18 protein-coding genes are annotated in these 20,622 nt (G+C 62.2%); 12 read left to right on the top strand and 6 right to left on the bottom strand.

Going from position 1 to position 20,622, the window contains the following annotated elements; genetic code table 11:
* The first annotated feature begins 15 nt into the window (after positions 1 to 15).
* A complete protein-coding gene (locus VB618_RS16480; RefSeq protein ID WP_329797873.1) occupies positions 16 to 2,001 on the top strand; it encodes a calcium-binding protein in 1,986 nt (661 codons plus the stop codon).
* 101 nt (positions 2,002 to 2,102) lie between these two features.
* Here the strand turns inward: VB618_RS16480 and VB618_RS16475 are convergent, their stop codons facing one another.
* Complete coding sequence (locus VB618_RS16475) at positions 2,103 to 2,759, bottom strand: alpha/beta hydrolase (RefSeq protein WP_329797805.1); 657 nt, start codon at positions 2,757 to 2,759, stop codon at positions 2,103 to 2,105.
* A 234-nt stretch (positions 2,760 to 2,993) separates the two neighbouring features.
* On the opposite strand from VB618_RS16475, the gene VB618_RS16470 reads away from it, so the two are divergent.
* The 6 genes from VB618_RS16470 to VB618_RS16445 all read left to right on the top strand — a co-directional run bounded on the left by VB618_RS16470 (position 2,994) and on the right by VB618_RS16445 (position 9,635).
* Positions 2,994 to 4,166 carry a cysteine desulfurase family protein gene (locus VB618_RS16470; protein WP_329797872.1) on the top strand — a complete coding sequence of 391 codons (1,173 nt, stop codon included), beginning with the start codon at positions 2,994 to 2,996 and terminating at the stop codon, positions 4,164 to 4,166.
* Between the two features lie 69 nt (positions 4,167 to 4,235).
* On the top strand, positions 4,236 to 5,708 hold the full coding sequence (gene sufB / locus VB618_RS16465) for a Fe-S cluster assembly protein SufB (RefSeq protein WP_329797804.1): 1,473 nt from the start codon (positions 4,236 to 4,238) through the stop codon (positions 5,706 to 5,708).
* Positions 5,709 to 5,830: 122 nt separating this feature from the next.
* A complete protein-coding gene (sufC, locus tag VB618_RS16460) occupies positions 5,831 to 6,583 on the top strand; it encodes a Fe-S cluster assembly ATPase SufC (protein WP_329797802.1) in 753 nt (250 codons plus the stop codon).
* Position 6,584: 1 nt separating this feature from the next.
* Entirely contained in the window at positions 6,585 to 7,898 is a 1,314-nt protein-coding gene (gene sufD / locus VB618_RS16455) for a Fe-S cluster assembly protein SufD (protein ID WP_329797801.1), read from the top strand.
* A gap of 118 nt (positions 7,899 to 8,016) precedes the next feature.
* Positions 8,017 to 9,252: a cysteine desulfurase gene (locus VB618_RS16450; protein WP_329797800.1), complete on the top strand. Its 1,236-nt coding sequence runs from the start codon at positions 8,017 to 8,019 to the stop codon at positions 9,250 to 9,252.
* 86 nt (positions 9,253 to 9,338) lie between these two features.
* A complete protein-coding gene (locus VB618_RS16445) occupies positions 9,339 to 9,635 on the top strand; it encodes an SUF system Fe-S cluster assembly protein (protein WP_329797870.1) in 297 nt (98 codons plus the stop codon).
* A gap of 139 nt (positions 9,636 to 9,774) precedes the next feature.
* On the opposite strand, the gene VB618_RS16440 is transcribed toward VB618_RS16445, so the two are convergent.
* On the bottom strand, positions 9,775 to 10,539 hold the full coding sequence (locus VB618_RS16440; protein WP_329797799.1) for an SDR family oxidoreductase: 765 nt from the start codon (positions 10,537 to 10,539) through the stop codon (positions 9,775 to 9,777).
* 218 nt (positions 10,540 to 10,757) lie between these two features.
* Between VB618_RS16440 and VB618_RS16435 the strand changes: the two genes are divergently transcribed.
* Positions 10,758 to 11,972 (top strand): FAD-dependent oxidoreductase, encoded by a 1,215-nt coding sequence (locus VB618_RS16435; RefSeq protein ID WP_329797798.1) that lies wholly within the window; start codon positions 10,758 to 10,760, stop codon positions 11,970 to 11,972.
* Here VB618_RS16435 and ybaL read toward each other — a convergent pair.
* Positions 11,871 to 13,766 carry a YbaL family putative K(+) efflux transporter gene (gene ybaL / locus VB618_RS16430; RefSeq protein WP_329797869.1) on the bottom strand — a complete coding sequence of 632 codons (1,896 nt, stop codon included), beginning with the start codon at positions 13,764 to 13,766 and terminating at the stop codon, positions 11,871 to 11,873. The two genes, VB618_RS16435 and ybaL, sit on opposite strands and share 102 nt — an antisense overlap.
* Before the next feature lie 172 nt (positions 13,767 to 13,938).
* Between ybaL and VB618_RS16425 the strand changes: the two genes are divergently transcribed.
* Positions 13,939 to 14,319, top strand: coding sequence for a HesB/IscA family protein (locus VB618_RS16425; RefSeq protein WP_329797796.1), 381 nt, complete (start codon positions 13,939 to 13,941; stop codon positions 14,317 to 14,319).
* Positions 14,320 to 14,322: 3 nt separating this feature from the next.
* On the top strand, positions 14,323 to 14,718 hold the full coding sequence (locus tag VB618_RS16420) for a TfoX/Sxy family protein (protein WP_329797795.1): 396 nt from the start codon (positions 14,323 to 14,325) through the stop codon (positions 14,716 to 14,718).
* Here the strand turns inward: VB618_RS16420 and VB618_RS16415 are convergent.
* On the bottom strand, positions 14,711 to 16,216 hold the full coding sequence (locus tag VB618_RS16415; protein ID WP_329797794.1) for a DEAD/DEAH box helicase: 1,506 nt from the start codon (positions 16,214 to 16,216) through the stop codon (positions 14,711 to 14,713). The genes VB618_RS16420 and VB618_RS16415 overlap by 8 nt on opposite strands.
* Before the next feature lie 186 nt (positions 16,217 to 16,402).
* Here VB618_RS16415 and VB618_RS16410 point away from each other — a divergent pair, with 186 nt between their 5' ends.
* Together VB618_RS16410 and VB618_RS16405 are read left to right on the top strand one after the other, a co-directional pair.
* Positions 16,403 to 17,101, top strand: a complete 699-nt coding sequence (locus tag VB618_RS16410; protein WP_329797793.1) for an alpha/beta fold hydrolase — start codon at positions 16,403 to 16,405, stop codon at positions 17,099 to 17,101.
* Between the two features lie 310 nt (positions 17,102 to 17,411).
* On the top strand, positions 17,412 to 18,050 hold the full coding sequence (locus VB618_RS16405) for an outer membrane protein (protein WP_329797792.1): 639 nt from the start codon (positions 17,412 to 17,414) through the stop codon (positions 18,048 to 18,050).
* Positions 18,051 to 18,687: 637 nt separating this feature from the next.
* Here VB618_RS16405 and glnA read toward each other — a convergent pair.
* Together glnA and VB618_RS16395 are read right to left on the bottom strand one after the other, a co-directional pair.
* Positions 18,688 to 20,097 (bottom strand): type I glutamate--ammonia ligase, encoded by a 1,410-nt coding sequence (gene glnA / locus VB618_RS16400; protein ID WP_329797791.1) that lies wholly within the window; start codon positions 20,095 to 20,097, stop codon positions 18,688 to 18,690.
* Between the two features lie 69 nt (positions 20,098 to 20,166).
* A complete protein-coding gene (locus VB618_RS16395; RefSeq protein WP_036352735.1) occupies positions 20,167 to 20,505 on the bottom strand; it encodes a P-II family nitrogen regulator in 339 nt (112 codons plus the stop codon).
* Positions 20,506 to 20,622 lie beyond the last annotated feature (117 nt).

The raw sequence follows: 20,622 nt of genomic DNA, 5'->3' as shown, positions 1-20,622 counted from the left end.
ACAGAGTATACGGTGATGTCATACAAGGACACCAAGGACGCCCCGCAGACGTTCATGCAGTACGATATTGCTGCTCTTCAGGCGATGTATGGTGCCGACTTCACCTCTAACAGCGGGAATACCAGCTACCGCTGGAATTCGACAACTGGTGAGATGTACATCGATGGCGTGAGCCAAGGAATGACAGAGAAGGCGCGGATCTTCCTGACGATCTGGGATGGTGGCGGTAATGACACCTACGATATGTCCAATTATTCCAGCGATGCGCTGATCGATCTTGCTCCTGGTGGAGTTTCACGCTTCACACAGAATAACCAACTCGCGGATAGAACAGACTATACCAAGGTTAACGGCAACGTTTACAATGCTTTCCAGTACAAGGGCGATAGTCGTTCGCTTATAGAAAATGCTATTGGCGGCAGCGGTAACGACAGAATTCTGGGTAATCAGGCCAACAACGTCCTTCAGGGAATGGATGGAAGGGACGAAATCCTCGGCGGTGCCGGCAGCGATACGCTGGAAGGTGGAGCAGGAGACGATGACCTTCTGGGTGGTTCCGGTGCAGACGTTCTGCGCGGCGGCATTGGTTATGATTTTGCGAGCTACTACCATGCGTCCGGAGCCGTGGTGGCCAACCTGTCGAATGCCGGTGCGAACACCGGCGAGGCGGCAGGCGACGTCTACAGCAGCATCGAGGCGCTGGGCGGCTCACGGTTTAACGACACACTGACCGGCAATTGGGACGGCAACAACCTCTACGGCCATGAGGGCAATGATAAGCTCTATGGTCTTGGTGGCCGCGACTACATCGTCGGCGGTGGTGGTGACGACGTGCTCGAGGGTGGCGCTGACGGCGACTGGCTGATCGGCGGCGCCGGCACCGACTTTGTGGCCTACACCACGGGGGTGACCGCCAACCTGTCCGATGCATCGCAGAACACCGGTGAAGCTGCTGGCGACAGCTACGAGGGCGTCGAGGGTATCTACGGCTCGAACTACGCCGACCGGCTCACCGGCAATGCCATCAACAACACCATCTATGGCGGCTGGGGCGAGGACATGCTCTCCGGCCTCTCCGGCGACGACCGGCTCTATGCCGGCGACAGCAACGACAATCTGGTTGGCGGTGCAGGGGCTGACGTGCTCGATGGCGGCAACGGCTTCGACTATGCCGAGTACCACACGGCGACATCCGGGGTGGTGGTCGACCTGCTAAACGCATGGCGCAACACGGGCGATGCCGCCGGCGACAGCTATGTGTCGATCGAAGGCCTCAGCGGCTCGGTCTACAACGACGAGCTTGTCGGCAGCCATGCTGCCAACGAGCTCTATGGCAATGGCGGCTGGGATTCTCTGGAAGGGCGCGGCGGCGGCGACTGGATGTATGGCGGGGCCGGCTATGACTTTGCCACCTACTACTCGGCCACGGCAGGGGTGACGGCGAACCTGTCGAATTCGTCCGGCAACACCGGCGACGCCGCCGGCGACATGTACTTCGAGATCGAGGGCCTGGGCGGCTCGTCCTATGCCGACGTGCTCACCGGCAATAGCGGCTACAACGAGTTGTTCGGGCACTGGGGCAATGACATGCTCGATGGCCTTGGCGATGGCGACTACCTATCGGGCGGCGAGGGCAATGACCTCTTGGTCGGTGGCGCGGGCTCGGATTGGCTCACCGGCGGCAACGGCTCGGACACCTTCCGCTTCGATACAGCCTTGAGCGCGTCGAACGTCGACATTGTCAACGACTTCACGACAGGCTCGGATGTCTTGCAGTTGACGCGCAACACATTCACGGCCTTTGCCAACCAAGCCTCGGTATACTCCTGGCAGTTCACCTACGGGTCTGCGGCCACGACCTGGGACCACCGTCTGGTGTACAATAGCGCGACGGGTGCCCTGTCGTACGATACGGACGGTGTGGGCGGCGCGGTTCAGATACAGTTTGCCACGCTCGGCAAGGGGCTGGCCTTGTCCGCCTCCAGCTTCGCCCTGCTCTGACTGTAAGCGCTAGGCTGGAAGATCAAGTCACGGACAAGCAAAGGGCCGGCGCCACAAGCGCCGGCCCTTTGCTGTTGGGACCTTGGAAATAGACGGCAGATCTATGCTGCTTCCTCGGCATTGCCGAGGCGCTTGTTCAGATACTCGTCGACGGACACCATCAGCTCGTCGACCTTGCCGTCGAAGAAGTGGTTGGCGCCCTCGATCACAGCGTGTTCGAGTTTTACGCCCTTCTGGGTCTTCACCTTCTCGATGACGCTGACCACGTCCTTGACCGGAGCCACGCGATCTTCCGAGCCGTGCACGAAGAGGCCGGAGGATGGGCAGGGGGCAAGGAACGAGAAGTCGTAGCGATTTGCCATGGCGGCGATAGAGATGAAGCCCTCGATTTCCGGGCGGCGCATGAGGAGCTGCATGCCGATCCAGGAGCCAAAGGACACGCCGGCAATCCAGCAGGCGCGAGCATCCGGATTCATCGACTGGGCCCAGTCGAGGGCAGAGGCGGCATCCGAGAGCTCTCCTTGGCCGTGGTCGAAGGCGCCCTGGCTGCGGCCCACGCCGCGGAAGTTGAACCGCAGGACCGAGAAGCCGCGCTTCGCGAAGTCATAGTACAGATTGTAGACGATCTGGTTGTTCATCGTCCCGCCGAATTGCGGGTGCGGGTGCAGGATGATGGCGATGGGAGCGCCCTTTTCCTTGGCAGGCTGATAGCGCCCCTCGATGCGACCGGCAGGACCCGTAAAGATGACTTCAGGCATAGACGCGAACCTCTTGCTCACCTCCCTATCAGGAGAGGGAAAACCTGTGACGACCTTGACTTCAGGCCGCGGATCCTCATAAAAGAACCCTTAGAACTATTCTAAATTGTTCCAATGTTTCATTTGATCCGGGTGGCTTCGGCCCTCGGACGAGACATCGGACAGATGTGGTTGCGGTGCTTTAGCACGGCAACCAGGGTCGATTGCAAGAATTTCGTGAGGCTCACGACAGCTATGGCGGCAAGCCAGCGCACATATCTTGACCATAATGCAACCTCGCCCCTGCGGCCGGAGGTGGCCGAGGTCGTGCTGCGCGCCTTCCAGCTTCCCGGAAATGCCTCTTCTGTTCATGCCGAGGGCCGCGCCGCCCGCGCCGCCATCGAGAGGGCCCGCGAGCAGGTGGCCCGTCTCGTGGGCACGAGGGCGAAGAACGTCGTCTTCACCAGTGGCGGAACCGAAGCTGCGAATCTCGTTCTGACACCGGGGTTCAGGCGTTTGGGTCAGAACGGCGCGGTCAAGCTCCTGGTCGGAGCGACCGAGCATCCCTGCGTGCTAAGCGGACACCGCTTCCCGGCGGCCTCAGTCGAAATCATCCCGGTGGATTCCAACGGGATCCTCGACCTGACCTGGCTCGAAGCTCACCTCCAGAAGGCTGGCGATGAGCTCGCCCTGGTCACGATCCAACTGGCCAACAACGAGATCGGCGTGCTCCAGCCGGTGGCCGAGGCGGCTCGGCTTGTTCACGAGCACGGTGGCCTGATCCATACGGATGCCGTGCAGGCTGCCGGCAGGATCCCGTTCGGCATGGCCGAGCTCGGGGTCGATGTGCTCACCCTCTCGGCCCACAAGATCGGCGGGCCGAAGGGAATCGGCGCTGTGGTCCTCGCCTCCGACCAGTTCGAGATTGCCGAGAAGCTGATCCGGGGTGGCGGACAGGAGAAGGGTTTCAGGGCCGGCACGGAGAACGTGGCGGCCGTTGCAGGCTTCGGCGCTGCGGCCGAGATCGCTTTGGCGAGCTTGGAGCAGGAGGCCGGACGGCTTCGGGCCCTCAGGGACGAGGCCGAGACGCAGGTCCGCCGGATCGCCCCGGATGCGGTTGTTGTGGGTGCGCAAGCTGAGCGGTTGCCTAATACCTTGGCCTTTGCCATACCCGGCCTCAAGGCTGAGACGGCATTGATCGCCTTCGACCTGGCAGGGGTGGCCCTGTCCTCCGGTTCGGCCTGCTCGTCCGGAAAGGTCAAGCGGTCACATGTGCTCGACGCCATGGGCGTGGAGCCGGCCCTCGGCGAGGGCGTTTTGCGCGTGAGTTTGGGGTGGTCGACCACGAAAGAGGACGTGATCCGCTTTGCGGAGGCGTGCGAAAGAGTGGTCGGCACCTTATATAAGCGGAAGGCGAGCGCAGCCTGAAAAGGCCTCGCTTCGCATTCCAGGTCATCAACCCGCGGTCCTTGAAACCGTGAGCGGTGGGAGAGACACATGCCTGCAGTGCAGGAAACGATCGATCAGGTCCGTCTGATTGACGTCGATCAGTACAAGTACGGCTTCGAGACCGAAGTCGAAATGGAGAAGTCCCCGAGGGGTCTCTCCGAGGACGTGATCCGCTTTATCTCGGCCAAGAAGGGCGAGCCCGAGTGGATGCTCCAGTGGCGTCTTGATGCCTATAAGCGCTGGCTCACCATGAAGGAGCCGAACTGGGCGCGGGTGTCCTACGACAAGATCGACTACAACGACATCTATTACTACGCCGCGCCGAAGATGAACCAGGCGCCGAAATCCCTCGATGAGGTCGACCCGGAGATTCTCAGGACCTATGAGAAGCTCGGCATCCCGCTGCGCGAGCAGGAGATCCTGGCTGGCGTCGAGCCTCAGCGCCGTGTCGCCGTGGACGCGGTGTTCGATTCCGTGTCGGTCGCCACGACCTTCAAGGCAGAGCTCGCCAAGGCCGGCGTGATCTTCATGCCGATCTCAGAGGCGATCCGGGAGTATCCTGACCTCGTTCGCCAGTACCTCGGCACGGTTGTGCCGGTGACGGACAACTTCTTTGCGACCCTGAACTCGGCGGTCTTCACGGACGGTTCGTTCGTCTACATCCCACCGGGCGTGCGCTGCCCGATGGAGCTGTCGACCTACTTCCGCATCAACGAGAAGAACACGGGCCAGTTCGAGCGGACCCTGATCATCGCCGACAAGGGCTCCTACGTGTCGTACCTCGAAGGCTGTACGGCCCCGAAGCGCGACGAGAACCAGCTTCACGCTGCGGTTGTCGAGCTGATCGCGTTGGATGATGCCGAGATCAAGTATTCCACGGTCCAGAACTGGTATCCGGGCGATGCTCAAGGGAAGGGCGGCATCTACAACTTCGTGACCAAGCGCGGCGATTGCCGGGGCAAGAACTCGGTCATCACCTGGACCCAGGTGGAGACGGGTTCCGCGATCACCTGGAAGTACCCATCCTGCATCCTGCGCGGCGACAATTCCCGCGGGGAGTTCTACTCGATTGCCGTGTCGAACGGCATGCAACAGGTCGATTCCGGCACCAAGATGATCCATCTGGGCAAGAACACCAAGAGCCGGATCATCTCGAAGGGTATTGCGGCCGGCCGCTCCGAGAACACCTATCGTGGCCTGGTCTCGGCCCACCGCAAGGCGACCGGCGCGCGCAACTTCACGAACTGCGACTCGCTCCTCATCGGCAACCAGTGCGGCGCGCACACGGTGCCTTACATCGAGTCGAAGAACGCCACTGCCGTGTTTGAGCACGAGGCAACGACATCGAAGATCTCCGAAGATCAGATGTTCTACTGCCAGCAGCGCGGCCTCTCGGCAGAGGAGGCGACGGCGCTCATCGTGAACGGCTTCGTGAAGGACGTGCTGCAGCAGCTCCCCATGGAGTTCGCGGTCGAGGCGCAGAAGCTGATCTCGATCTCGCTGGAAGGCTCGGTCGGTTAACGAACAAGCGTCATCCCGGACGTTGCGGAGCGACGAGCCGGGATCGCGAAACCCAGTTTAACTCGGATAACGATCCCGGATCGGCTTTCAGCCGTCCGGGATGACGTGAATGGAATTGTAAGATGCTCGAAATCAAGAACCTGGTTGTCCAAATCGAGGACAAACGCATTCTCAACGGCCTCAACCTCACCGTGAACAAGGGCGAGGTGGCTGCCATCATGGGCCCGAACGGCTCCGGCAAGTCGACCCTGTCCTATGTGATCGCAGGCAAGGAGGACTATGAAGTCCTCGACGGCGAGATCCTGCTCAACGGAGAGAACGTGCTGGAGATGGAGCCCGACCAGCGCGCCGCTGCCGGCATTTTTCTGGCGTTCCAGTACCCGCTGGAGATTCCCGGCGTCGCCTCGATGACCTTCCTGAAGGCCACCCTTAACGCCCAGCGCAAGGCCCGCGGTGAAGCGGAGCTGACCACCCCGGACTTCATCAAGCGCGTGAACGCTGTTGCCACACAGCTCGAAATCCCGAAGGACATGCTCAAGCGCGCGCTGAACGTCGGCTTCTCCGGGGGTGAGAAGAAGCGCATGGAGATCCTGCAGATGGCGCTGCTTCAGCCATCCTTCTGCATCCTGGACGAGACCGATTCAGGCCTCGACATCGATGCCCTACGCATCGTGTCCGAGGGTGTGAATGCGCTCCGTTCGTCCGACCGCGCCTTCCTGGTCATCACTCACTATCAGCGCCTGCTCAACCACATTGTGCCCGACACGGTGCACGTGATGTCGTCCGGCCGCATCGTGAAGTCGGGCGGCAAGGAACTGGCGATCGAGCTCGAGGCCAACGGATATGCCGATTACCGGGACAGTGAGGCCGCTTAACATGGCTGATGTCACCCTCATGAAGACGCCGGCGGAAACCGCGCTGGCGCAGGCTTTCGAGAGCGCGAAGACGAGCCTGCCGGGTCAGGCCGAGTCGCGCGCCCAGGCCTTCGAGCAATTCACCCAGCGGGGCTTGCCTCACCGCCGGGTGGAGGAATTCAAGTACACCGACCTTCGCGCCATGATGCGTGAAATCGCGCCTTTCGCCGGCATTCCTCCCGCGGACGAGGCGAGGGCGGCCCTGGCCGGCGCGAAGGCGCTTGCGGGTGTCGAAGCGCTGCAGGTGTCATTCGTGAACGGCCACTTCGTGCGCGAGGCGGTGGACTTCCACAATCTGCCCGAGAATGTCGAGATCGTGCCGCTGACGGAGGCGCTCGCCGACAACCACGACTGGCTCGCGAAGCTCAGCCCCGTGAAATGGGCGAGCGACAACCCGGTCTATCAGCTCAACACGTCCTTTATGGCCGACGGGGTGATGATCCGGATCGCCGGTCCGGTCGGGACGCCGGTGCACCTGCGTTTCGTCACCTCTGCGGCTTCGGCCGTTGCCACCGCCACCCGCATCCTTGTGGTCGTGGAGGAGGGCGCCTCGGTGACTCTGCTCGAAACGCACGAGAGCACCGACGGCGCCAACCACCAGCCGAACGATGTGGTGGAGATGATCGCGGGCGACCGCACCAACGTGCAGCACGTGCGGGTCAACGCCGAGGGCGACAAGGCACTGGCTCTCTCCACGCTTGCCGTCAAGATCGGCGGGGACGCGATGTTCAACAGCATCAACGTAGTGGCGGGTTCCGCGACCTCGCGACACCAGGTCTTCACGATTCTGGACGGCGAGAACACCAACCTGCGCGTCAATGGCGCAACCATGCTGAAGGGCCTTCAGCACGCGGACTCGACGCTGGTGGTCGAGCACGCGGCGCCCCATTGCGAGAGCCGCGAGTTGTTCAAGACCGTCATCGACAACGAGGCCACCGGCGTCTTCCAGGGCAAGATCATCGTTCCGCATCACGCCCAGAAGACCGACGGCCGCATGATGTCGGCGGCGCTCCTCCTGGAGGAGGGCGGCTCCATGAACAACAAGCCGGAGCTTGAGATCTTCGCCGACGACGTGCAGTGCGCCCACGGCGCTACCTGCGGCCAGCTCGACGAGGATCTCCTGTTCTACCTCATGGCCCGCGGCCTGCCGAAGAAGGAGGCCGAAAGCCTCCTGGTCCAGGCCTTCCTGGGCGAGGCCCTGGAGTTCGTCGAGAACGAGACCGCCCGCGAGGCGCTCATCGGCACGGTCGAGGGCTGGTTGAAGGCGCGAGCATAACCCTCCTCGTCATGCCCGGCCTTGTGCCGGGCATCCACGTCTTTGCTTCGCGCCGATGTGGGAAGACCTGGATGGTCGGGACAGGCCCGGCCATGACGGTAGAGAAACGGTTAGGCCGATGAACATGCAAGTGAAGCCATACGACATCGAAGCCGTCCGGGCGGAGTTCCCGATTCTGGCGAGCCAAGTCTATGGCAAGCCGCTTGTCTATCTCGACAGCGCCGCCTCGGCCCAGAAGCCGCGGGCAGTGATCGACGCCATGGTCAACACCATGGAGACGGGCTACGCCAACGTTCACCGCGGCCTGCACCACATGGCGAATGTGGCGACGGAGGGGTTCGAACGCGCTCGCGAGACGGTACGGGAGTTCCTCAACGCCGGGTCCATCGACGAGATCGTCTTCACCAAGTCGGCCACGGAAGCCTACAACCTGGTGGCGGATTCCTTCGGGCGCATGAATATCGGGGAGGGGGACGAGATCATCCTCTCCATCATGGAGCACCATTCCAACATCGTGCCCTGGCACCTGCTGCGCGAACGCAAGGGTGCGGTGATCAAGTGGGCGCTGGTGGACGATGAGGGCAACTTCCTCGTCGAGGAGTTCGAGAAGCTTTTTTCGCCCCGCACCAAGATCGTGGCCATCACCCACATGTCCAACGTGCTCGGCACCGTGACGCCGATCAAGGAGATCATCCGCATTGCCCATGCGCATGGCGTCCCGGTGCTCGTGGATGGCGCGCAAGGCGCGGTGCATCTCCAGGTGGACGTGCGCGACCTCGATGCGGATTTCTACGTCTTCACCGGCCACAAGGTCTACGGACCGACGGGGATCGGCGTCCTCTATGGCAAGCGCGAATGGCTCGAGAAGATGCCGCCCTACCAGGGCGGCGGCGAGATGATCCGCGAGGTACGCCAGGACGCGATCACCTACAACGACCCACCGCACCGTTTCGAGGCGGGCACACCACCGATCATCGAGGCCATCGGCCTTGATGCGGCGCTCCGCTTCATGATGGAGCTCGGCCGGGAGAACATTCAGGCTCATGAGGCGGCGCTCTCGGCCTATGCCCATGAGCGCCTGGGGGCCATGAACTCGGTGCGCATCATCGGCCGGGCCAAAGGCAAAGGCGCGATCATCGCCTTCGAGATGAAGGGTGCCCATGCCCATGACGTTGCCACTGTGATCGATCGGCAGGGCGTGGCCGTGCGGGCCGGCACCCATTGCGCCATGCCGCTGCTGGAGCGCTTTGGGGCGACATCGACCTGCCGGGCCTCGTTTGGCCTCTACAATACCATGCAAGAAGTCGATAAGTTGGCGGACGCCCTGCAGAAGGCGGAAACCCTGTTTGCTTGAAGGATGAACCTGTGAACGACCAATCCCCATCCAACGCGCTGCAGGTGTCCCCTGGCTCCGCGATCCCGCCTGAAGAGCTCGACCGCATGACGGACGACATCATCGCGGCCCTGAAGACCGTCTATGACCCCGAGATCCCGTCCGACATCTACGAGCTCGGCCTGATCTACCGCGTCGACATCGATGACGATCGCAATGTCGCCATCGACATGACCCTGACGGCGCCTGGCTGCCCCGTGGCCGGCGAGATGCCGGGATGGGTCGAGAACGCCGTCGCCACGGTGCAGGGCGTCCAGAGCGTCAAGGTCAACATGGTCTTCGACCCGCCGTGGGACCAGAGCCGCATGTCCGATGAGGCGCGGGTTGCGCTGGATATGTGGTGAGGGCGTCGACGGATCATATCGCTCATTTGCGTCATGGCCGGGCTCGTCCCGGCCATCCACGTTTTGGAGCCTTCAAGACGTGGATCCCCGGAACAAGTCCGGGGATGACGAGGAGGTCAATTTAATCCCTGCCGGCGGGTCACGTCCGGTTGATGGACACGCCTCCGTCGACGAGGAGCGCCGTGCCCGTCGTGAAGCTCGATGCGTCGGAGGCAAGGTAAAGCGCCGACCGGGCGATCTCCTCAGGCCGGGCAATCCGCTTCAGGGCGTAGAGGCCCTCGACAAACGCCTTTGCTTCGGGCGTGCTGATCCAGGCTTCGGCCAAAGGCGTGTCCGTGCCGCCTGGCAGTAAGGCGTTGACGCGGACGCCCCGTGGGCCGAATTCACTGGCGAGAGACTGGGTGAGGCCGATCAGCCCCGACTTGCTGGCAGCGTAGGAGGCTGCCCCGGGGAATCCTGCCGTGTAGCCGACGAAGGTCGAGGTGAAGATCACGGAGCCACCTCCGCGGTCGAGCATCGCCGGGATCTGGTACTTGGCACCCAGAAAGGCCGCCGTGAGATTGACCGCGAGAGTCTCGTTCCATCCTGCGAGCGAAACGCCCGGTGTCGGCCCCATCTCGCCATTCATACCGGCATTATTAAAGGCGATGTCGAGGCCACCGAAATGGTGGATGGCTGTCTCGACGAGTTGGTGAGCCAGCTCCTCATCCTTGATACTGCCTGCCACGGCAACGGCGCGCCCGCCTTCCGCCTCGATCTCGGAGACCAGGATGTTCAAAGCATCCGAACGCCGTGCGGTGACGATGACGTTTGCACCTTCGCGTGCGAACAGCCGGGCCGTTGCGTAGCCGATGCCTGAGCTGGCGCCAGTCACAATGGCAGTTTTGTTCTTCAATGTCGTCACAGGTGAGTTCCTTCTACAATCGAGCCGATTGCTCAGACCTGGGATCTCAAACTTCACCTCGGGTTCCGACCCGTTTCCTGCGCCCGATTTCTGTGATGCAATAGGGCGTCGCCTGAGCCACTGCCCGAAAGAGCCCCCATTTTGGACATGGAGGGAGCGGCTATGGTCGCAAGGCGACTGATGGCATCGGCAAGCATCTGCAGGAGATATTGATAAGCATGCCTCAAGCTCCTGAAACCCTCCACGTTCGCTGCTGCATCGTCGGAGGTGGACCTGCCGGGATGATGCTCGGGTTTCTGCTGGCGCTGCAGGACGTCGAGGTGCTGGTCCTCGAAAAACATGCGGACTTCCTGCGCGATTTTCGCGGCGACACCATCCACCCGTCGACCCTTGAGGTCATGCACGAACTCGGGCTGCTCGACGAGTTCCTGGCCCGGCCGCACCAACGGACGCAGACGGTGAGCCTTGTGGTCGGCGGCGTGCCGCTGACGCTCGGCGACTTCTCGCATCTGCCGACCCGCTGCAAGTTCATCGCCTTCATGCCGCAATGGGAGTTCCTCGACTTCCTGGCCGATCACGCCAACGAGTATCCTCACTTTAAGCTGCGGATGCAGGCAGAGGTGACGGACCTAATCGAGGAGCAGGGTAGGGTGACGGGTGTGCGAGTTTCCACACCCGAGGGTCCTCTTGAGGTGCGGGCAGATCTCCTGGTGGCTGCCGATGGCCGTCGCTCCGTCGTGCGTGAGAAGGCTGGCCTTGAGGTGCTGGATATCGGTGCGCCCATGGATGTGCTCTGGATGCGGGTATCGAAGCACCCCGGCGATCCGAGCCAGCTGCTCGGGCGCATCGAAGCCGGGCAGATGCTGGTGATGATCGACCGGGGCGACTATTGGCAATGCGCCTACCTGATCTCGAAGGGCTCGCTGGAGCGCCTCAGGCAGGAGGGGTTGCCGGCCTTCCGCGCGAAGCTCGCGAGGGTTGCTCCCTTTCTGGCGGATCGCCTCGAGGAGCTGCAATCCTGGGACGATATCAAGCTTCTGACGGTCGCGGTCGATCGGCTAAAGCAATGGTACAAGCCGGGGCTGCTCTGCATCGGCGATGCGGCCCATGCCATGTCGCCCGCAGGCGGGGTGGGTATCAATCTTGCGATCCAGGATGCGGTCGCAACGGCCAATATACTCGGACCCCATCTTAAGCGCGGTGCTGTAGAGCCTGAGCAACTCGCTCTTGTGCAGAGCCGACGCGAATGGCCGACACGGATGACCCAAAGGCTTCAGGTGCTGCTCCAAAACCGACTTATTACGCCGGTTCTCAACAGCAAGGCGCCCGTCTCACCGCCCTGGCTCGTCCGCCGGCTGGCGCAATGGCCCCTGTTTCGGCGTATCCCCGCCCGCATTGTCGGCATCGGCTTCCGCCCGGAGCACGTGCGCTGACGACTTCACCAGATCGCGGCTCGGCCCCGTTTCGTCTTGATCGCCGTCCAAGATGTCATCCGCTTCCTCGACCGACGACAGCACCGGTTCGCGTGGAGCGTCGGGCACCGTGGCGACCATGGCGCGGGCGATTTCCTGCTCACCCATAACGATCCTGGTCGCGCCGTATTTCATCAAATGCTCCTCCTGAGCGAAGGAGTGGGCACGCACGATGATCGGCAGATCAGGGTTGATCCTGCGGGCCTGCTCGACGACCTGGCCGCTCTCGAACGCGTCGGGAATGGCTACCAGGAGGCAACGGGCCTGCCCGATGTTGGCAGCCGCAGCGACTTCCGGATCGGCCGCATTGCCGACGATGACTTCAAGGCCATCGTTCTGCAGGTCGGCAACCTGTTCCTTGTTGGTCTCGATGACGAGGAGGGGAGCCCCGATCGACGCCATCTTGCGGCTGATGTACTTGCCGACCCGGCCATGACCGACGAGGACCACGTGATCGGTGAGAGACGTAACGGGGAGTGGCTCGCGCGCGGCGTCCGCGGCCGCCTTCTCCGCTGCAAGTGCTTCCTTCTCGGCTGCGACAGCATCAGCCTTCGCCTGTGCTCTGATGGTTTCCCGCTTTGCAAACCACCGATCCAGCAGCGTGAAAAGAAACGGATTCATCAGGATCGACAGGATCGCGCCAGCAAGTATGAGGTCTCGCCCCTCCTCAGGCAGGATCCGAAGACCGACGCCCAAGCCTGCGAGAATGAAGGAAAACTCGCCGATTTGAGCGAGGCTTGCAGCGATGGTGAACGCGGTCGAGTTGGGGTGGCCGAAAAGCCTGACGATGGCGAAGGCCGCCAGCGACTTGCCTACGACGATGATCAAGAAGGTCGCAACGACCGGGCCGAAATCGTTGATCAGGATCATCGGGTCGAACAGCATGCCGACCGAGACGAAGAACAGAACCGCGAAAGCGTCCCGCAGGGGTAGGGTCTCGGAAGCAGCCTGATGGCTGAGTTCCGACTCACTCAGCACCATGCCGGCGAAGAAGGCTCCGAGCGCGAAGGACACGCCGAACAGTTCCGCCGCCCCGAAAGCAGCCCCTAGGGCAATAGCCAGGACGGCCAAGCGGAAGAGCTCCCGTGAACCGGTATGCGCCACATAGTGGAGGATCCATGGGATGACCCGGCGCCCCACGATCAGCATGACGGCCACGAAGGCAATGACTTTGCCGAGGGTGAGACCCAGCGAGATCGCGATGGATTCGAGATCAGCCGATGTGCCTGAGGTCGTACCTGCGAAGGCCGGCAGCAGCACCAGCGTTAGCACCATGGCCAGATCTTCGACGATCAGCCAGCCGACGGCGATGTGGCCGCGTTCGGTCTCAACAAGGCGGCGCTCCTGCAGCGCCCGCAGCAGCACAACCGTACTGGCCACCGAGAGAGCTAGGCCGAAGACGAGGCCCCCGCTGATGCTCCACCCCATCAGCCAGGCCAGGCCCATGCCCAGAGCCGTCGCGCTTGCGATCTGCACGACGGCGCCCGGAATGGCGATAGCGCGGACGGAGAGAAGATCTTTCAGCGAGAAATGAAGACCAACGCCGAACATCAGCAGAATCACGCCGATTTCCGCCAACTGGTTGGCGAGACCCTGATCCGCTACGTAGCCGGGGGTAAAGGGACCGGCGAGCACGCCAGCCAGCAGATATCCGACGAGAGGAGAAATCCGGAACCGATGAGCAAGTGCGCCTAGAGCAAATGCCATGACGAGACCGACGACGATGGTGGATATCAGCGGCATGTGATGCGGCATCGGCTCTCCTGTGATCGGCATGGTTTTTCGGGATGATTCTTCCGATATGATCGACCTCAGCCGTTGGGGCAGCCCTCATTGGTCTCGACGTTTGGCCTTTGACCCCTTATCTATTCATCATGTGAACTCGTTCTGCCCGGGCCTTGAACCCGGCTGTCAGGAGAGAAGGCTTATGGCTCTACCCGGCTTCAAGGTCGTCACCTTGACCGACGCGGCGTCAAACCGCGTCAAGGACATCATCAGTAAGGCGGACCGTCCCATTGTCGGCGTGCGCGTCGGCGTGAAGAATGGCGGCTGCGCCGGCATGTCCTACACGATGGAATATGCGGAAAGCGTCAACTCTCTCGACGAGGTGGTCGAGGACAAAGGCGTGACCGTACTCATCGATCCCAAGGCTGTGCTGTTCCTGCTCGGCACCGAGATGGACTTTCAGACGAGCAAGATGTCGTCCCAGTTCGTCTTCAACAACCCTAACCAGACCTCGGCCTGCGGCTGCGGCGAATCCGTCGCCATCACGCCCGCGACGCCGAACACATTGCAGTCGGCGGAGTAAGGCATGGACGCCGAGGCCATTCGCGAGATCTTCCGCGGCTTCGGTCCTGTTCAGATTCGTCGGATGTTCGGCGGGCAGGGGATCTACCAGGGCGAGCTGATGTTCGCTTTGGAAACCGGCGGTGAGCTGTACCTCAAGGTGGACGAGGACAGCGTCAAGGTTCTCCAGGAGCTGGGCTCCCGGCCCTTCACAGTCGCGATGCGGGGTGGCCGCACGACCCTCACCAGCTACTGGCTCATGCCGGAATCGGCCCTGGATGATCCCGACGAAGCGCGTGACTTCGCGATCATGGCTCTAGGCGCGGCCCGTCGTGCCAAAGTCCGCAAAAACACCAAGGCGGCTGCGGCCAGGAAAGCCTCGAAGAGACCTCGGAAGACTGCGTCTGAGCCCGCTACTTAGCCTTTTTGACTGTCACCGGCCGCATGAGGAATGCCGGAACGTGATCGCCGAGGCCGACGACGCGCTCGTCGTCATCCTCCCGCCTGGAGCGATCCTGATAGCCACGGTCCGCCGCCTGGTCGCGCTCAGGCCTGTCCCGGTCACGCCGGGGAGGGCGATTCGGCTGCTCCTCTCGCGGAGCCGGAGCCGAGCGTGGAGCCGGAGCCGAGCGTGGGACCGGAGCTTCTTCTCGTGCTGCTTCAGCAGGCTCCTGGGATCGTTCCGAGGACCGTACCTTGACCTTGCGGCCACGGGACCGTTCCTCGCCCCGTTCACCGCGCTCACCACGCCCACCGCGACGGCGGGAGGAGCCCTCTGATTGCGGACGCTCTGCGAGTGTCGGGCCTTGCCATTCGACCGGTTGGCCGATCAGCTTCTCGATAGCCGTGAGAGACTTCTCATCGCCCGGACCCACGAGCGTGAAGGACTGACCTGAGCGTCCGGCCCGGCCCGTGCGGCCGATGCGGTGAACGTAATCCTCGGCGTGGTGCGGAATGTCGTAGTTGAACACATGGCTGACCGCCGGGATGTCCAGGCCACGGGCAGCCACATCGCTCGCTACCAGGATGGGCATTTCGCCGGTGCGGAAGCTGTCGAGAGCCGCCATGCGGGCGTGCTGATCCATGTCGCCATGGAGCGCAGCCGCCGCAAAACCGTGCTTCTGCAGGGAGCGGTGAAGAGTGGCCACATCGCGCTTGCGATTGCAGAAGACGATAGCGTTCTGCAGATCCGTAGCGTTGCGGATCAGGTCGCGCAGGGTCTCGCGCTTCTCGAAATCCTCGCGGCCCGTCGACACAAGGCGCTGGGTAATCGTCGAAGCCGTCGAGGCGGCGCGGGCTACCTCCACCTTGACCGGGTTGTGAAGGAAGGCGTCGGCAAGGCGCTGAATCTCCGGCGGCATGGTCGCCGAGAAGAACAGGGTCTGCCGGGTAAAGGGCACAAGCTTCACGATGCGCTCGATATCCGGGATGAAGCCCATGTCCAGCATGCGGTCGGCCTCGTCGATAACGAGGAGCTCGACCCCTGTGAGCAGGAGCTTGCCGCGCTCGAAGTGATCGAGCAGGCGGCCGGGGGTCGCGATCAGCACATCGACGCCCCGGGTGATCTTGGCATCCTGATCGCCGAAGGACATGCCGCCGATGAGGAGGGCAACGGAAAGCCGGTGATTGATGCCGTACTTGTCGAAGTTGTCCTCAACCTGGGCGGCGAGTTCGCGCGTCGGCTCGAGGATGAGCGTGCGCGGCATGCGGGCCCGGGCACGGCCCGTCTCCAGCAGGGTAAGCATCGGCAGGGTAAAGGCCGCTGTCTTGCCTGTGCCGGTCTGGGCGATGCCCAGCACGTCCCGGCGGGCGAGCACGTGGGGAATGGCCTGAGCTTGGATCGGCGTCGGCTCCGTATAGCCTGCGCTGGATACGGCCTGTTGAACTTTCTCGCTAAGTCCGAGTTCGGCGAAGGACATGAATTCTCATTACCGTTGGGGCTGGGCGCGCTCTACAGTGCCGGCCGCGCTCTACGGCAACAAACAGGCGCGAAACTGGTTTCACCTGAGGCTCTTGCTCAAGATTAAGGAGTGGCCGGACCATAAGAGAAGCTATGCGCTTGTCAATCCAGGCGAACTTGCCGAGGGATCCTTGAGGAACATTTGATGGCCGAAACACTCGTTTTGATTCCCGGTCTGGCCTGCACCTCCCGCCTCTTCGAGCCGCAGGTTGCCGCTCTGGGGTCCGAGCGCACGATCCTGGTCGCGGATCATACCCGCGATGATTCGATTCCGGCCATCGCGGCCCGCCTCTTGCGTGAGGCGCCTGAGCGTTTCGCCGTCGCCGGGCTCTCGATGGGCGGGTACATTGCCCTGGAGGTGATGCGGCAGGCGCCGGAACGGGTGGCGCGGCTGGCCCTGCTCGACACGAGTGCCCGCCCGGACTCGGTGGAGGCGAGCCAGGATCGCGAGCGGCTCATTGCCTTGGCTCAGGCTGGCCGCTTCGAGGACATTCATTCCAGGCTCTGGCCGCGCCTTGTCCATTCCGACCGTCAAGCCGATCAGGATTTGCAGGAGGTGGTCATCGGCATGATGCGGGAGACGGGAGCGGAGGCCTATATCCGCCAGCAGCGCGCGATCATGGCACGCGCCGACTCGCGCCCGAACCTTCCAGGCATCGAGGTTCCAACACTGGTGCTCGTTGGGGAGGGGGATGCCATCATGCCGCCTGAGATCGCAAGGGAAATGGCCGAGATGATCGAGTGGGCATCCCTGGTCGTCGTGCCTGAGTCGGGACATCTATCGACCTTGGAGCAGCCCGAACGGGTGACTCGGGCTTTGAGATTGTGGCTGAACAAGGATTAACCACGATTTCGCCTGCCGCTTGCGGAGCTCCTCGCAATCATGGTCAATGATTGGTTACTGGTTGTTCATGCCACGAAAAGCCAAAATCTATTTCAAGATAAGCTACTGATAAAGCTATATTTTCAGTAATATCCAGGCGAGCCAGGCAGGCACTTGCTCTCGCCCCGATGGTATGAAAATCACAGGCTGGACAGGCAAGAGTTTGGCAAAATCACTGTTGGGATTTGGACTGTGGCAGGAAAGTGACAGACGAAGCGTCAGGTCTGAGCTAGAAGCTCTGCCACATCCTTCTAACAGACGGACCTAACCAATGAAAAAGATTCTCCTCTCTTCGGTTGCTCTTCTCGGCCTCGCCACCGGCGCTGTCGCCGCTGACCTTCCTTCCCGCCGCGCTCCGGCTCCGATCATTGCTGCTGCTCCGATCTTCACCTGGACCGGCTTCTACGTCGGTGTGAACGCCGGCTACGGCTGGTCGAACGACGACTTCGACGCCGTCGATTTCGCGGACGATGAGGACGACGGCGGCTTCGTCGGCGGCGCCCAGGTTGGCTACAACTACCAGATCGGCTCGTTCGTGGTCGGTCTCGAAGGCGACATCCAGTACGCCGACTTCGGCCGTGAAGGCGCTTTCGACTTCGACCGCGACGGCGATGAGGACGGCGTGCTCGAGTCCAGCGACTGGTTCGGCACGGTGCGTGCCCGCGCCGGTGTGGCTTTCGGCCAAGCCCTCATCTACGGCACGGGCGGCTTCGCCTTCGCTGACGATGCCACGGGCTGGACGGCTGGTGGTGGTGTCGAGTACGCCTTCACCAACAACCTGTCGGTCAAGCTCGAAGGTCTGTACGTCAACCTCGAGAACGACAACGACTTCGACTTCGCCGGCTTCGACGGCGAGACCGACTTCGGTGTGGTCCGCGCCGGTCTGAACTTCCGCTTCGGCACCTACTAAGACCTGTCGCTTCGGCGATACAGAAAAGGCCCGGGGAAACCCGGGCCTTTTTCGTTTGTCTGCAAGTCGAAAACTACTCGACGATCATCACGACCTTGCGGGTCTACGAGTTCATCGGAACGACGTCGTCGTTATAGACGAAGTAGCGGTAGCCCTTCACGGACGGAATATCCGAGACGATGGGCTCAGGGATGGACCGTAGTTCCCCGGAACCGTCGTGCCGACGGTCACTCGCTCCTTGATAGTCACCGGTGCCGTGGAGCCGAGCTGCTGGCGGATGACTGCGCACTTCTCGGGAGCGATTGTGACGATCCCGTCGTCTCGGTGGTCGTCGTGCTCACCGGGGTCTGAGCGCCAGCCGGGACGGCAGCCAGCAGGTCGACGGCGGCCACGTCGCAATCACAAAGCTTTTCATGGTTCAACCTCCCCTGAAGTGATTGGCTTCTCGGTTCATGGCGTGAACAATCGCCTGCTCACCTCGGGTCGAATAATTCAGAGCAGAACCAACCGTTCTCCTCCAGGAGACACTTCTGGTCTCCAGGCCAAGCTTGAGCTCCTGAAAAAACAAAAAAGCCGGAGCCAAAAGGCTCCGGCGAAGGAAGGCTGCGAATCCACAGCCGGGAGGAAAGGTGATCCGTTACACAGAGTAGTACATCTGGAACTCGACCGGGTGCGGGGTCATCTCGAACCGGGCGACCTCGGCCATCTTCAGCTCGATGTAGCTGTCGATGAAGTCGTCGTTGAAGACGCCACCGGCCTTGAGGAACCCGCGGTCCTTGTCGACGCTGGCCAGCGCTTCGCGCAAGCTACCGCAGACGGTCGGGATCTTCTTCAGCTCGCGCGGCGGCAGATCGTAGAGATCCTTATCCATGGCCGGGCCGGGGTCGATCTTGTTCAGGATGCCGTCGAGACCGGCCATCATGATCGCCGAAAAGGCGAGGTACGGGTTGGCGGTCGGGTCGGGGAAGCGGATCTCGACGCGCTTGGCCTTCGGCGAGGTCGTCCACGGAATACGGCAAGAGGCCGAGCGGTTGCGGGCCGAGTAGGCCAGCAGCACCGGAGCCTCGTAGCCCGGAACAAGACGCTTGTAGGAGTTCGTCGACGGGTTGGTGAAGGCGTTGAGCGCCTTGGCGTGCTTGATGATGCCGCCGATGTACCACAGGCACTCCTGGGACAGGTCGGCATACTTGTTGCCCGCGAACAGCGGCTTGCCGCCCTTCCAGAGGGACTGGTGCACGTGCATGCCCGAGCCGTTGTCGCCATAGACTGGCTTCGGCATGAAGGTCGCGGTCTTGCCGTAGGAATGAGCGACGTTGTGGATGCAGTACTTGTAGATCTGCATCTCGTCGGCCGTCTTCACGAGCGTGTTGAACTTCGTGCCGAGCTCATGCTGGGCGGAGGCCACCTCGTGGTGATGCTTCTCGACGGTGACGCCCATGGCCTTCATGGCCGCGAGCATCTCGCTGCGCATGTCCTGAGCGGAGTCGAGCGGGGGAACCGGGAAGTAGCCGCCCTTGGTCGGAATACGGTGACCGAGGTTGCCGCCCTCGTAAGGAGTGTCGCCGTTGATCGGCAGCTCGGCGGAGTCGAGCTTGAAGCCGGTGTTGTAGGGGTCGGCCATGAACTTCACGTCGTCGAAGATGAAGAACTCGGCCTCGGGACCGACATAGACCGTATCGGCGATGCCCGTGGACTTGAGATAGGCCTCGGCCTTCTTGGCAATGCCGCGCGGATCGCGGTTGTAGGGCTCGCCGGTGGCGGGCTCGAGAATGTCGCAGTTGATCGACATGGTGGAGGCCGCGAAGAACGGATCCATCTGGGCCGTCGTCGGGTCGGGCATGAGGGTCATGTCGGACTCGTTGATCGCCTTCCAGCCGGCGATGGACGAGCCGTCGAACATGATGCCGTCGGCGAACATGTCCTCATCGACCATCGACACGTCGAAGGTCACGTGCTGCCACTTGCCGCGCGGGTCCGTGAAACGGAAATCGACGTACTGAACGTCGTTGTCCTTGATCGCCTTGAGCACATCCTTGGCGGTCTGCATGGTCGTTAAGTCCTCTTCTGCCCTTGAGAGTAGTCCTTGGCCTTCAGGCCTTGGCTTGGAAAAGCGAGATTAGATCGCGTCGGATCCGGTCTCGCCCGTGCGGATACGAACGGCCTCTTCGACCGTCGAAACGAAAATCTTGCCATCGCCGATGCGGCCCGTCTGGGCCGCCTTGCGGATGGCCTCGATGGCGGCGTCCGCCATGTCGTCGTTGAGGACGATCTCGAGCTTCACCTTAGGCAGGAAGTCGACGACATACTCGGCGCCGCGATAGAGCTCGGTATGGCCCTTCTGGCGGCCGAAGCCCTTGGCTTCGATGACGGTGATGCCCTGAAGGCCGACTTCCTGGAGAGCTTCTTTGACTTCATCGAGCTTGAAGGGCTTGATGATGGCTTCGATCTTCTTCATCCCGTTCAACCGTTCTCGTTCGAGGTTTTGCTGCTTTTAGCACCAGCAGGGAGGAGCCTTCCATGGCCCCGTCGAGTCAAAGTCGCCCATTCTGCTGCCCTGCTGAGCATCTTCTGC

Source organism: Microvirga sp. CF3062, assembly GCF_036314045.1.
GTDB lineage: Bacteria > Pseudomonadota > Alphaproteobacteria > Rhizobiales > Beijerinckiaceae > Microvirga.
This window is presented reverse-complemented; position numbering and strand designations above follow the sequence as displayed.

What these genes read in the sequence shown, in the direction of transcription:
- VB618_RS16480 (WP_329797873.1), top strand. Translation starts at nt 16, where the DNA reads ATGTCATACAAGGACACCAAGGACGCCCCGCAGACGTTCATGCAGTAC.
- VB618_RS16475 (WP_329797805.1), bottom strand. Translation starts at nt 2,759, where the DNA reads ATGCCTGAAGTCATCTTTACGGGTCCTGCCGGTCGCATCGAGGGGCGC.
- VB618_RS16470 (WP_329797872.1), top strand. Translation starts at nt 2,994, where the DNA reads ATGGCGGCAAGCCAGCGCACATATCTTGACCATAATGCAACCTCGCCC.
- sufB (WP_329797804.1), top strand. Translation starts at nt 4,236, where the DNA reads ATGCCTGCAGTGCAGGAAACGATCGATCAGGTCCGTCTGATTGACGTC.
- sufC (WP_329797802.1), top strand. Translation starts at nt 5,831, where the DNA reads ATGCTCGAAATCAAGAACCTGGTTGTCCAAATCGAGGACAAACGCATT.
- sufD (WP_329797801.1), top strand. Translation starts at nt 6,585, where the DNA reads ATGGCTGATGTCACCCTCATGAAGACGCCGGCGGAAACCGCGCTGGCG.
- VB618_RS16450 (WP_329797800.1), top strand. Translation starts at nt 8,017, where the DNA reads ATGAACATGCAAGTGAAGCCATACGACATCGAAGCCGTCCGGGCGGAG.
- VB618_RS16445 (WP_329797870.1), top strand. Translation starts at nt 9,339, where the DNA reads ATGACGGACGACATCATCGCGGCCCTGAAGACCGTCTATGACCCCGAG.
- VB618_RS16435 (WP_329797798.1), top strand. Translation starts at nt 10,758, where the DNA reads ATGCCTCAAGCTCCTGAAACCCTCCACGTTCGCTGCTGCATCGTCGGA.
- ybaL (WP_329797869.1), bottom strand. Translation starts at nt 13,766, where the DNA reads ATGCCGCATCACATGCCGCTGATATCCACCATCGTCGTCGGTCTCGTC.
- VB618_RS16425 (WP_329797796.1), top strand. Translation starts at nt 13,939, where the DNA reads ATGGCTCTACCCGGCTTCAAGGTCGTCACCTTGACCGACGCGGCGTCA.
- VB618_RS16420 (WP_329797795.1), top strand. Translation starts at nt 14,323, where the DNA reads ATGGACGCCGAGGCCATTCGCGAGATCTTCCGCGGCTTCGGTCCTGTT.
- VB618_RS16415 (WP_329797794.1), bottom strand. Translation starts at nt 16,216, where the DNA reads ATGTCCTTCGCCGAACTCGGACTTAGCGAGAAAGTTCAACAGGCCGTA.
- VB618_RS16410 (WP_329797793.1), top strand. Translation starts at nt 16,403, where the DNA reads ATGGCCGAAACACTCGTTTTGATTCCCGGTCTGGCCTGCACCTCCCGC.
- VB618_RS16405 (WP_329797792.1), top strand. Translation starts at nt 17,412, where the DNA reads ATGAAAAAGATTCTCCTCTCTTCGGTTGCTCTTCTCGGCCTCGCCACC.
- glnA (WP_329797791.1), bottom strand. Translation starts at nt 20,097, where the DNA reads ATGCAGACCGCCAAGGATGTGCTCAAGGCGATCAAGGACAACGACGTT.
- VB618_RS16395 (WP_036352735.1), bottom strand. Translation starts at nt 20,505, where the DNA reads ATGAAGAAGATCGAAGCCATCATCAAGCCCTTCAAGCTCGATGAAGTC.